The organism is Streptomyces sp. ISL-1 (assembly GCF_018614585.1).
GTDB classification, from domain to species: Bacteria; Actinomycetota; Actinomycetes; order Streptomycetales; family Streptomycetaceae; genus Streptomyces; species Streptomyces maoxianensis.
Map to the genome: position 1 here is coordinate 35,080 of NZ_JAGGOI010000015.1, position 11,492 is coordinate 46,571.

Consider the following 11,492-nt stretch of genomic DNA (forward strand, 5'->3'; position numbering starts at 1 on the left):
GTCACAGCTCCTTTCAGGCCGCTACGAGGTATGAGAAGACCGACTCGAGGGACTCGTCCGAGGGCGAGACCGTCAGCAGCCGGATGGAGTGCTCGCGGGCGACCCGCGGCAGCAGTTCGGTGAACCGGCCGAAGTCGACGGCCTGAATGCGCAGCGCGCCCTCGGCCAGGTCGACCTCGATGCCCGCCGTCGACGGGTCGGCGATCAGGGCCGCGGCGAGCGCCCGGTCGTCGCTGGACCGTACGAGGTAGCGGTGCGGCCGGTCCGTCATCAGCCGACGGATCTTGCGGAAGTCGCCGGAGGCGGCATGCCGGCCGGCCACGATCACCTCGATATGGGAGGCGAGCTGCTCGACCTCCTCCAGGATGTGGGAGGAGAAGAGGACCGTACGGCCTTCGCCGCCCATCCGGCGCAGCAGGTCCATCAGCTGCATCCGCTGGCGGGGGTCCATGCCGTTGAAGGGCTCGTCGAGGAGCAGCACGGAAGGCTCGTGGACCAGCGCCGATGCCATCTTCACCCGCTGCCGCATGCCCTTGCTGTACGTCGCGATCTTGCGGTCCTGCGCATACTCCATCTCGACGGTGGCCAGCGCCCGCTGGGCCTCCTTGGCGCCCAGATCGTGCAACTCGGCGTTGGCGACGACGAATTCGCGGCCGGTGAGGAAGTCGTACATCGCTTCCCGCTCCGGTACGACGCCGATCTGCCGGTAGACGGACTCGTTGCGCCAGATCGTCCGACCGTCGAGCGTGACGCTTCCCGTCGAGGGGGCGAGGAAACCACCCATCATGTTGATGAGCGTTGACTTTCCGGCGCCGTTGGGGCCGAGCAGACCGGTGACGCCCGGGCCGATCGTCATGGTCACGTCGTTGACGGCCACGACATTCCCGAACCACCGTGAGGTGTGCTCGATGTTGATGGTAGTCACAGCCCGACCTTTCGGTAGCGGCGCATCAGTACGGCGTACGAGCCGAGGACGAGCGCGAGAACGACGAGCAGATAGACCACGCCCGCACCGGCTCCCGGTCCCGCCTCGCCCGGGAAGGCCGAGGTCGCGCCCAGGAACGCGGTCTGTACGCCGTCGACGAGCGTGACCGGCGAGAAGAGGCCGAGCCACTTGATCACTCCGGGCGATCCGGTCTCCCAGGCGATCGCCTGGACGGTGGAGACGGCGCCGTACGTGATGGTCAGCGTCGCGATCACGGCGGCGACGCCGAAGCCGCGGCGCGGCGTGAGGGCGGCCATCACCAGGCCGAGGCCGCCGAAGAGCACGGACAGGAGCGCCACGGAGACCATGCCCTGGCCGAAGCCTTTCGTCTGGTCCGCGAAGTCCATCTTGGCGAGCAGCGAGCCGACGTAGAGGATGACCAGCGGCGCCGCGGTGAGTACGAACAGCGCCGAGGCCATCGCCCCGTACTTGGCCAGGACGTAGTCGATGCGCTCGATCGGGCGCGAGAAGTACAGCGGCACCGACTTGAAGCGCAGATCGCGGGAGACGGACTGCGGAGCCTGTGCGGCCAGGAAGAGGCCGATGACCGCCTGCGTGACGATTGCGTAGCGGGTGTAGTCGAGGGGGAGGTCCTTGAGCTTCGTGGCGACGGCGACCGCGACGATGATCGCCGCGGGCAGGCACATCACCGCGAAGAGGATCATCGGCAGCACCTTGGACTTGGCCGAGCGGCCAAGTCCGTAGGCACCGCGCAACGACTGCGAGTAAAGGGAACGGCGCGCGTACGCACGGCCGAGCCGCGGGCCTTCGTAGTTCCGGTATCCGATGTTGTGGATCCGGGTGGTGTCCTTCTGGATCCCGGTGGTCTCGATACTCATCGCGCCTGCACCTCCGTGGGCTGTGCCGCCGCCTCCGGACGGAAGACCTCCGCGATGTGGTGGCGGCGTTGTTCCATCCGTACGAGTCCGAGGCCGAGCCCGGCGACTGTGTCGCGTACGACGTCGTACGTCTCCTCGCCCGTCGCCTCGACGAGCAGGATGTGGCCGGCGCCGGGCAGACCGTCCTCCACGCGCGCGTGGAGCGTGATTCCGGCGGCGGCGAGTGCCTTACGGAGCACCGCGGTGCCGTCGGGATGCGTGTCCGTGTCGGTGACCTCGACCGCGAGGGTCGTGGTGATCTGGGTGAAGTCACTGGTGGAGCTGGAGCGCAGCAGGGTGCCGCCGTCGATGACGACGACATGGTCACTGGTGCGCTCGAGCTCGCCGAGGAGGTGCGAGGTGACCAGGACCGAGATGCCGAAGTCGGTGTGGACGCGGCGGATCAGGCCCAGCATCTCGTCGCGGCCCACCGGGTCGAGGCCGTTGGTCGGCTCGTCCAGGAGGACCAGCTTCGGGTCGTGGACGAGGGCCTGCGCGAGTTTGACGCGCTGCTTCATGCCGGTCGAGTAGCCGCCGATGGGGCGGTACCGCTCCTCGTAGAGGCCGACATGGCGCAAAGTGTCCGCGGTGCGCTCCCGGGCGGCCGTCGGCGGCAGCCCGGACATGCGCGCCATATGGACGACGAACTCGGTGGCCGAGACGTCGGGCGGCAGGCAGTCGTGCTCGGGCATGTACCCCACCTGTTCGCGGATGGCGGCACCGCTCGTGGCGACGTCGAGGCCGAGCACCGCGGCCCGGCCTTCCGTGGCGGGGGACAGACCCAGCAGGATCTTGATCAAAGTGGACTTGCCGGCTCCGTTGGCGCCCACCAGTCCGGTCACACCGGGTCCGATGTCCAAGGAGAGCCGGTCAAGCGCGGTCACCCTGGGGAACCGCTTGCTCAGGCTTTCGGTCGCGATCACAGTCACAATTCGAAGGTAGTGGCGCACGACACATGGGACGTCAGCCCTGGCGGCTGGATCGGTGTCCGACTCAAGAGGTACGGACCCGTAGGGGGCAGCGACGAAAGTGAACAGGGGCGCGGTTGTCCACAGGCCAGTGATCGCAGGCCGGCCGGCCATGGGCCGGCTGTCACATGTCAGTCGTCCACAGGCCGGTTGTCCACAGGTGATGCACGACCCTTGACGCAGCCGCCGTGCATTGTCACATTCATCAGTGTCAAGTTACGGCTGCGTGCCGCACTCGGGACGGATGGACGGGAGGGTGGCATGACTTCAGCAGTGGCAAGCGAACTGACCGCGGAACTACGGGGGTTCGCTGAAGTGCAGCGCCTCGCGTACGACTGCGCGGAGGCGGTCGCGGCGCAGCTCAAGCCCGGGGTGACCGAGCGCGGGGCGGCGCGGATGCAGCGCGAGTGGCTGCGCGAGCGGGGTGTGCGCGACTGGTTCCACCTCCCCTTCGCCTGGTTCGGGGACCGCACGGCTTTCGTAGGCTTCCGGATACCGCTGCAGTTCTTCCCGACCAACCGCGTCCTCGAAGCGGGCATGCCCTTCATCCTCGACATGGCCCCTGTGTACAAGGGCTACACCGCGGACATCGGGTACTCCGGCTGCCTGGGCCCGAGCCCTGTGCACGACAGACTGCTCGCCGATCTGGAGGCGCACCGCGAGCTGATACTGCGCGAGGTGCGTGAGCGGCGCTCGCTGCGCGAGATCTACGGGGACGTGGACCGGCTGATGGTCCGGCAGGGGTATGCCAACCGGCACCGCGCGTATCCCTTCGGCGTGATCGCCCACAAGGTCGACCGGGTGAAGGAGCGGCGCTGGTCGCCGCATCTCTTCGGGTTCGGCACACAGTCGCTGAAGGGGCTTGCGGGCGACGCGCTGCGCGGCCACCGGGAGGGCTGGTCGCCCCTGTGGAGTCCGTACAAATTCTCCGACCACCCGCCCCGGCCGGGGCTGTGGGCGGTCGAGCCGCACCTCGGGTTCAGGGGTACGGGAGCGAAGTTCGAGGAGATCCTGGTGGTCACCGACTCCAAGGACCCTGAGCAGAGCGCGTTCTGGCTGGATGACGATCTGCCGCATGTGCGGCGCTGGGCGGAGGACTCGTGAGCGACGCGCACGGGGCCGTCGGGCCGCACGCGTACACGATGGCCGCACCTCTGCGCCTCGCGGGCGCAGTGGCGAACAATCAGGAGGAGTCGGCGTGAGTCTCAAGGGCGCGCGGGAGCGCTGGGTCCGTACGGGCGGCATCGAGCTCTGCGTCGCCGAGATGGGCGACGCGACGCAGCCGACCGTGCTGCTCGTGCACGGCTACCCGGACAGCAAGGAGGTGTGGTCGGAGGTCGCCGAGCGGCTGGCCGACCGCTTCCATGTGGTGCTCTACGACGTCCGGGGGCACGGCCGCTCGACCGCGCCGGCGCCCCTGCGCGGCGGCTTCACCCTGGAGAAACTGACGGACGACTTCCTCGCTGTCGCGGACGCGGTGAGCCCGGACAGGCCGGTGCATCTGGTCGGCCACGACTGGGGGTCGGTGCAGTCCTGGGAGTTCGTGACCGTCAAGCGCACCGAGGGCCGGATCGCCTCCTTCACCTCGATGTCAGGGCCGTCTCTGGACCACTTCGGCCACTGGATCAAGAAACGGATGAGCCGGCCCACGCCCCGCAGGGTCGGCCAGCTGCTCGGCCAGGGCGCCAAGTCCTGGTACGTGTACATGCTGCATACGCCGCTGCTGCCGGAGCTCGCCTGGCGCGGGCCGCTGGGCAGGCAGTGGCCCGGGATCCTGCGACGGATGGAGAGGCTGCCCGGCGGTGACTACCCCACGCCATCACAGCCGCAGGACGCGGCGCACGGCACGTGGCTCTACCGCGACAATGTCCGCGCGCGGCTGCGCCGCCCGCGCTCCGACGCGTACGCCCACGCTCCGGTGCAGTTGATCACGCCGACCGGTGACATCTTCCTGTCCGAACGGCTCTACGACGAACTGGACGAGTGGGCACCGCAGTTGACCCGCCGCTCGCTGCCCGCCAAGCACTGGGTTCCGCGCACCAGGCCGGACCAACTGTCTTCCTGGATCAGCGAGTTCGTCCTGGCCAACGAGAACAACGCGGCCGGGGTGGCCGGGCGGGAGACCGTGGCCCGCGGCCCGTATGCCGAGCGCTTCGGGGGGCAGCTCGTCCTGGTGACGGGCGCGGCCAGCGGCATCGGGCGGGCCACGGCCTTCGCCTTCGCCGAGGCGGGGGCGCGGATCGTGGCCGTGGACCGGGACGCGGAGGGCGCTGCCAGGACCGCCGAGATGTCGCGACTGATCGGCGCGCCCGAGGCCTGGGGCGAGGCGGTCGACGTAAGCGACGAGCAGGCGATGGAGAAGCTCGCCGGCAAGGTCGCCACCGAGTACGGAGTCGTGGACGTCCTGGTCAACAACGCGGGCATCGGCCTCGCCGGCTCGTTCCTCCAGACCAGCACCGAGGACTGGAGGCAGGTCCTCGACGTAAATCTGTGGGGCGTCATCCACGGCTGCCGGCTCTTCGGCCGGCAGATGGCCGCACGTGGCCAGGGTGGCCACATCGTCAACACCGCGTCGGCGGCGGCCTATCAGCCGTCCAAGTCGCTGCCCGCGTACAGCACGTCCAAGGCGGCGGTGCTGATGCTCAGCCAGTGCCTGCGTGCCGAACTGGCCGCGCAGGGGATAGGGGTCTCCGCGATCTGCCCCGGCTTCGTCAACACCAACATCACCTCCACCGCGCGTTTCGCCGGAGTGGACGCGAAGGAGGAGGAGCGGCGCCAGAGGAAGTCGGCCCGGATGTACGGACTGCGCAACTACCCACCGGAGAAGGTCGCCGACGCGATCCTGCGCGCCGTCGTGAAGAACCAGGCGGTGGTGCCGGTGACGCCCGAAGCCCGTGGAGCCCACTTCATCTCCCGCTTCATGCCCAGGACGTTGCGTGCGATCGCCCGATTGGAGCCGCCGCTGTGAGCACCGAGGAGCGCATCGGCCGCCACCCCATCACGCCGCGCCGGGTCTCGTTCGACTGGGACAGGACCCCGCTGCACTGGATACCGGACGAGCCCACCGCCACCCATGTCATCAATGTGCTGCATCTGCTTCTGCCGGCCGGCGAGCGGTGGTTCGTCAAGGTCTTCAAGGAGGCCCTGCCGCTCGTCGGCGACCCGGAACTGCTGAAGGACGTCAAGGGCTTCATGGGCCAGGAGGCCACGCACAGCGTCCAGCACGCTTACATACTGGACCACCTGGCCGCGCAGCGGCTCGGCACCGAGGGATTCACCAAGTACGTCGACTTCCTCTTCGGGAACCTGCTCGGCGAAAGGCCACCGTTCGGAGCGCCGGTACCGGCCCGGGAGTGGCTGCGCTTCCGGCTGGCGATCATCGCCGCGATCGAGCAGTTCACGGCGGTCCTCGGCAACTGGGTGCTGCACGCCGAGGGGCTCGACCGGGCGGATGCCGACGAGATCATGCTGGATCTGCTGCGCTGGCACGGGGCGGAGGAGGTCGAACACCGGGCCGTCGCCTTCGACATGTACCAGCACTGCGGCGGCGAGGGGCTGTCGCGCTACGCCCGCCGTGTCGAAGGCATGGTCGTCACCGCGCCGGTGCTGCTCTACCTGTGGGCGTGGGGCACGGCCTTCCTGATCCGGCGTGATCCACAGCTCGCCGGCCGGCTGCGGTACTCACTGCGCGAGCACAACCGCGCGGTCGGCAAGGGGCTGCTGCCCACCTGGCGGGAGCTGGGATCGGCCATACCGCGCTACTTCCGGCGGTCGTACCATCCCTCGCAGGAGGGCTCGCTGCGCAAGGCCGTCGACTATCTCGCGACCTCGCCCGCCGCCCGTGCCGCGGCGGGGGCGGTGGGCCGCGCAACCTTGTCGTAGGCGGCCTGTCAACGAGCTGTCATCGAGGGAGCGGGCTTGTCCGAGCAGTCAGTAGCCGAGTACCGGATCGAGGATCTGGCGCACCACAGCGGCGCCACCGTCCGTACGATCCGCGCCTACCAGGACCGTGGACTGCTGCCGAAGCCGGAGCGGCGCGGGCGGGCCAATGTGTACGGCTCGACCCACCTCGCCCGGCTGCGGCAGATCGCGGACCTGCTCGACCGCGGCTACACGCTGGCCTCAATCAAGGAACTGCTGGAGGCCTGGGATGCCGGGCGCGGGCTCGGCGGGGTGCTCGGCCTGGTCGCCGAGGTTCAGGGGCCGTGGACCGACGAGGAGGCAGCCCGGATCACCCGTGCCGAGCTGGACCGGAAGTTCGGCGGGAAACCGGACGATGCTGCCGTGACGGAGGCGGTGGACCTCGGTGTGCTGGAGCGGGTCCCCGGCCACGATGACGAATTCCTGGTGCCCAGCCCCCAAGAGCTCACGGTGGCCGCCGAGTTGTATGCGGCGGGGGTGCCGCTACTGGCAATCTCCGGTCATCTGCGGGAACTTCGCGGCCAGGTGGAGCACATAGCTTCCCGTTTCCTGGAGTTCATGGCCGAGCACGTCTTCGCGCGCTATCTGGGTCACCGGCCGCCGACCGACGCGGATGCGGCCGAGGCGGCGTCGCTGGTCCGGCGGCTGCGGCCGCTCGCACAGCAGACTGTCGACGCCGAACTGGCGCGTGCGATGCGGACGTTCGCCACCCGGCACCTTCAGGAGCATCTGGGTGTACAGGGGCCGCCGCCGGTGGACAGCGAGTCGCGTTCGGTGACGCTGCCGCCGGAGACAATCCGGGCGGTGCACCGTCTGGTTGGTCTGGAGAACGCGGCTGCCTTCATCGCGGCCGCAACCGAACGGGAGGTGCAGGCAAGAACCTTGGACGCCCTGACCTCAAATAACTGCGATTCCCGGCAATTTGACCAAAGGCCCTAAAACGACGCCCTGTTGTCCACAGAAACGCCAATTCCCTTGTGGATAACTACAGTTGGCTGTGGATCAAACCTGCGGAGCGTTTTTTAGTGGCGCCGGAGCGAACCGACGTGCACGCTGACGACATGAACGCAAGTCCCGATGAACAACGCACCGTGAAGGTGTCGAAGTACCTCTCCAAGCATCTGCGGCACCAGCCGGACCGGCTCGGCATCACCCTCGACGAGAACGGCTGGGTGGCGGTCGACGAGCTGATCCGGGCCGCGGCCGCCCACGGCTTCCGGTTCACCCGCGCCGAGCTCGACCATGTCGTCGCCGTCAACGACAAGCGGCGCTTCACCATCGACGGCACGCGCATCCGCGCCAATCAGGGCCACACCGTCGAGGTCGATCTGGACCTCCCCCCGGCCGAGCCGCCCGCGTACCTCTACCACGGAACCGTCGCCCTCAGCCTGGATGCAATCCGCGCCGAAGGCCTACGCCCGATGAAGCGCCACCATGTCCATCTCTCGCCCGAGCGCGAGACCGCAACCCGCGTCGGCGCCCGCCGCGGCCGCCCCGTCGTCCTCTCCGTACACGCCGGAGCGATGCACCGGGCGGGCCACCTGTTCCACGTCAGCGCCAACGGCGTCTGGCTCACCGGCGCCGTACCGCCGGAGTTTCTGCGCTTCCCCGGCGCGTAGGCCGCCGTCAACGGGTAGGCCGCCGTCAAAAGGGGTGGAGGCCATGAGGCCGCCGCCCCGAGGCCCGGCTCAGCGGGCCAGCTGGGCGAGGCCCTCCGTCGCGATCTGCTCGAAGACCGCCTGGTCCGCGGCGAAGTCCGAGTCCGGGATCGGGGCGTGCACCGCGATCTCCGTGAAGCCGAGCTCGAAGTGCTTGCCCGCGAAGTCCACAAAGGCGTCGAGGGACTCCAGCACGCGGCCGGGTTCCGGGGTGAAACCGGTGAGCAGGATCTTGTCCAGGTCGGCCACATCCCGGCCGATGTCCACGCACGCCTTGCCGAGCTTCTCCATCTGCCCGCGCAGGGCCTCGACCGACTGCTCGGGCGTGCCCGCCTCGAACAGCTTCGGGTCGCCGGTGGTCACCCATGCCTGCCCGTGCTTCGCCGCGAGCTTCAGCCCGCGCGGCCCGGTGGCCGCGACGGCGAACGGAAGCCGGGGCCGCTGCACACAGCCAGGGATGTTGCGGGCCTCGACTGCCGAGTAGAAGGTGCCCTCGTACGTCACGGAGTCCTCGGTCAGCAGCCGGTCGAGCAGCGGCACGAATTCCCCGAATCGGTCGGCCCGCTCACGCGCTGTCCAGGCCTCCTGGCCCAGCGCCGTCGCGTCGAAGCCCGTACCTCCGGCGCCGATGCCCAGAGTGATCCGTCCGCCGGAGATGTCGTCGAGCGAGATCAGGTCCTTGGCGAGGGTCACCGGGTGCCGGAAGTTCGGCGAGGTGACCAGGGTGCCGAGGCGCAGCCGCTCGGTGACGACGGCTGCGGCGGTCAGCGTTGGGACCGCGCCGTACCACGGGCCGTCGCGGAAGGACCGCCACGACAGGTGGTCGTAGGTGTACGCGGTGTGGAAGCCGAGCCGCTCGGCTCGGAGCCACTCGTCGCGGCCACCTTTGTGCCAAGGGCGGACAGGGAGAATTACGGTACTCAAACGCATGCATCGAGCGTACGTGGTGGCCGCGGAGTGCCGTGTGCGCACTCAAATGTGCGCCCTGTCGCACGCCCGTGCGCGGGCGTACGAGAGAATGGATCTGTGACCTCAGCTACCGATCCCCTCCCGCTGCCCGCTGTCCCCCGGCTGATCGCCACCGACCTGGACGGCACTCTGCTGCGCGACGACAAGTCCGTGTCGGACCGTACGATCGCCGCCCTTGCCGCCGCCGAGGAGGCAGGAATCGAGGTCTTCTTCGTCACCGGACGGCCGGCCCGCTGGATGGACGTCGTCAGCGCCCATGTCCACGGCCATGGGCTGGCCATCTGCGCCAACGGCGCGGCCGTCGTGGATCTGCACGCCGGCGGGAAGGTGCTGGAGGTCCGCGCCCTGGAGCGGAGCGTCGCCCTCGATGTCGTACGGACCCTGCGCGACGCCGCTCCCGGTACCTCCTTCGCGGTCGAGCTGACCACCGGCATCCATTACGAGCCGGACTACCCGCCGTTCCATCTCGACCCGGGCGCGACCGTCGCCGCCGCCGAGAAGCTGCTCGACGAGGCCCGTCCCGACGCCGGCGCCCCGGTGATCAAGCTGCTCGCCCACCACCCCCAGCTGACGCCCGACGGCTTCCTCACCCTGGCTCGTACGGCCGCGGGTGAGCTCGCGTCCTTCACCCGCTCCAGCCCGACCGCACTGCTCGAGGTCAGCGGCCTGGGCGTGAGCAAGGCCAGCACGCTGGCTCTCTGCTGCGCCCAGCGCGGGATCTCCTCCGACGAGGTCGTCGCCTTCGGGGACATGCCCAACGATGTGGAGATGCTGACCTGGGCCGGGACCTCGTACGCGATGGGCAACGCGCACCCGGACGTGATCGCCGCGGCCTCCGGACGGACTGTCGCGAACAACGAGGACGGCGTGGCGGTCGTCATCGAGCAGATCCTCAAGAACGTTTAGCAGCGACCTGCCGGCAGCGGCCTCCTAGAGCCAGACGCCGTGCTCGCGCAGCCAGTTCACCGGATCCACCCCGGACCCCAGATACGGCGTGAGCCGCACCTCGAAATGCAGGTGCGGCCCGGTCGAGTTGCCCGTGGTGCCGGTCTGTGCGATCCACTGCCCGGTGCGTACCTGATCGCCCTGGTCGACGGTGACCGCCGCCAGATGCGCGTACTGCGAGAAGTAGCCGCCCGGGTGCTGCACGACGACCTCGATCCCGAAGCCGCCGCCGCAGGAGACCGAGATCACCCGGCCCGCCCCGATCGCCCGCACCGGGGTCCCGATGCCGACCGCGAAGTCCTGGCCGGTGTGCCGCTTCGCCCAGCGCTGACCGGAGCTGTTGAACCCGGCGGACAGTCCGTAGTGCTCCACCGGCGCCACCCACGCCACACCCCGCGGCGGCTTACCCCCGCTGCGGCCGAGCTGTACGGCGCCCGAACACGTGCCTGCCGCCACGCTGCGGTCCGCCTCACCCTGCAGCTTCCACTGCGCGGACTCCAGCTTCGCTTCGATGGACCGCTTGATCGTCGCCAGCCGCTCCTCGCGTGCGTCGAGCTCGCGCCGGGCGGCCTGGGCCTTCCCCTCCGCCAGGCTTACCCGCCGGCTGGCCTTCGCGGCCCGGCCGAGCAACTGGTCTACGGCCAGCTCCGCCTGCCAGGCCAGCCGCCGTCCGCGGAGCAGTTCGTCGGGATTCCTGGAGAGAAGCAGCTGAGCGGTGAGCGCGAGCGTCCCGCCGGTGCGGTACTGGGCACGGGCGACGCTGCCCACCTCCTCGCGGATCGTGTCGAGTTCATCCTGCAGGGCGTTCAGCTGTCTTTGCAGCCTGCCCGCCTTCTCGCGCTGTACCTCGGCGGTCCGCCTGCCCTGCTCATAGGTCTCGGTTGCCTTCGCGGCGTCGTCGAACAGCTGCACCACCTCGGCGCTGGTGCTGGCTTGTGGCCCGTCGGACGCCACGGCCCCGGGCGCGCTCGGACCAAGGAGCGCGCACAGCACAACCGGGACGAGCGGCAACCGGTCGCGATGTCTCAAGCGCATGCTCGGATCGTCGCCCGGAGCCGCGGTGATTCCTGGTACCCGTGAGGTGTCGTACCGCCACCTGGCCCAGTTTCCCGCCGAAGTCCGCGGATTTCCGACCGCCGTCCGAGGATTTCGCACCGACGACTCGAGG

At 69.4% G+C, this 11,492-nt stretch carries 11 protein-coding genes; 6 read left to right on the plus strand and 5 right to left on the minus strand.

Annotated elements, in window-relative coordinates; genetic code table 11:
* Positions 1-13 precede the first annotated feature (13 nt).
* The 3 genes from J7E87_RS12235 to J7E87_RS12245 are packed head-to-tail and all read right to left on the minus strand — an operon-like array spanning position 14 to position 2,786.
* A complete protein-coding gene (locus J7E87_RS12235) occupies positions 14-925 on the minus strand; it encodes an ABC transporter ATP-binding protein (RefSeq protein ID WP_215093016.1) in 912 nt (303 codons plus the stop codon).
* A complete protein-coding gene (locus J7E87_RS12240) occupies positions 922-1,824 on the minus strand; it encodes an ABC transporter permease (protein ID WP_215093019.1) in 903 nt (300 codons plus the stop codon). Before J7E87_RS12240 ends, J7E87_RS12235 begins: the two co-directional genes overlap by 4 nt.
* Positions 1,821-2,786, minus strand: a complete 966-nt coding sequence (locus J7E87_RS12245; protein ID WP_215093262.1) for an ABC transporter ATP-binding protein — start codon at positions 2,784-2,786, stop codon at positions 1,821-1,823. Before J7E87_RS12245 ends, J7E87_RS12240 begins: the two co-directional genes overlap by 4 nt.
* A 306-nt stretch (positions 2,787-3,092) precedes the next feature.
* Between J7E87_RS12245 and J7E87_RS12250 the strand changes: the two genes are divergently transcribed.
* The 5 genes from J7E87_RS12250 to J7E87_RS12270 all read left to right on the plus strand — a co-directional run bounded on the left by J7E87_RS12250 (position 3,093) and on the right by J7E87_RS12270 (position 8,371).
* Positions 3,093-3,935: a M24 family metallopeptidase gene (locus J7E87_RS12250; protein WP_215093021.1), complete on the plus strand. Its 843-nt coding sequence runs from the start codon at positions 3,093-3,095 to the stop codon at positions 3,933-3,935.
* Positions 3,936-4,029: 94 nt separating this feature from the next.
* A complete protein-coding gene (locus J7E87_RS12255; RefSeq protein ID WP_308312910.1) occupies positions 4,030-5,799 on the plus strand; it encodes an SDR family oxidoreductase in 1,770 nt (589 codons plus the stop codon).
* Positions 5,796-6,713 (plus strand): metal-dependent hydrolase, encoded by a 918-nt coding sequence (locus J7E87_RS12260; protein WP_215093025.1) that lies wholly within the window; start codon positions 5,796-5,798, stop codon positions 6,711-6,713. The genes J7E87_RS12255 and J7E87_RS12260 overlap by 4 nt, the downstream gene beginning before the upstream one ends.
* A 36-nt stretch (positions 6,714-6,749) precedes the next feature.
* Positions 6,750-7,691 (plus strand): MerR family transcriptional regulator, encoded by a 942-nt coding sequence (locus J7E87_RS12265; protein WP_215093027.1) that lies wholly within the window; start codon positions 6,750-6,752, stop codon positions 7,689-7,691.
* Positions 7,692-7,813: 122 nt separating this feature from the next.
* A complete protein-coding gene (locus J7E87_RS12270) occupies positions 7,814-8,371 on the plus strand; it encodes an RNA 2'-phosphotransferase (RefSeq protein ID WP_215093029.1) in 558 nt (185 codons plus the stop codon).
* 69 nt (positions 8,372-8,440) lie between these two features.
* On the opposite strand, the gene J7E87_RS12275 is transcribed toward J7E87_RS12270, so the two are convergent.
* Entirely contained in the window at positions 8,441-9,340 is a 900-nt protein-coding gene (locus tag J7E87_RS12275; protein ID WP_215093031.1) for an LLM class flavin-dependent oxidoreductase, read from the minus strand.
* 96 nt (positions 9,341-9,436) lie between these two features.
* On the opposite strand from J7E87_RS12275, the gene J7E87_RS12280 reads away from it, so the two are divergent.
* On the plus strand, positions 9,437-10,285 hold the full coding sequence (locus J7E87_RS12280) for a Cof-type HAD-IIB family hydrolase (RefSeq protein ID WP_215093033.1): 849 nt from the start codon (positions 9,437-9,439) through the stop codon (positions 10,283-10,285).
* 24 nt (positions 10,286-10,309) lie between these two features.
* On the opposite strand, the gene J7E87_RS12285 is transcribed toward J7E87_RS12280, so the two are convergent.
* On the minus strand, positions 10,310-11,359 hold the full coding sequence (locus J7E87_RS12285; RefSeq protein ID WP_215093034.1) for a M23 family metallopeptidase: 1,050 nt from the start codon (positions 11,357-11,359) through the stop codon (positions 10,310-10,312).
* Positions 11,360-11,492 lie beyond the last annotated feature (133 nt).

What these genes read in the sequence shown, in the direction of transcription:
- J7E87_RS12250 (WP_215093021.1), top strand. Translation starts at nt 3,093, where the DNA reads ATGACTTCAGCAGTGGCAAGCGAACTGACCGCGGAACTACGGGGGTTC.
- J7E87_RS12275 (WP_215093031.1), bottom strand. Translation starts at nt 9,340, where the DNA reads ATGCGTTTGAGTACCGTAATTCTCCCTGTCCGCCCTTGGCACAAAGGT.
- J7E87_RS12270 (WP_215093029.1), top strand. Translation starts at nt 7,814, where the DNA reads ATGAACGCAAGTCCCGATGAACAACGCACCGTGAAGGTGTCGAAGTAC.
- J7E87_RS12285 (WP_215093034.1), bottom strand. Translation starts at nt 11,359, where the DNA reads ATGCGCTTGAGACATCGCGACCGGTTGCCGCTCGTCCCGGTTGTGCTG.
- J7E87_RS12240 (WP_215093019.1), bottom strand. Translation starts at nt 1,824, where the DNA reads ATGAGTATCGAGACCACCGGGATCCAGAAGGACACCACCCGGATCCAC.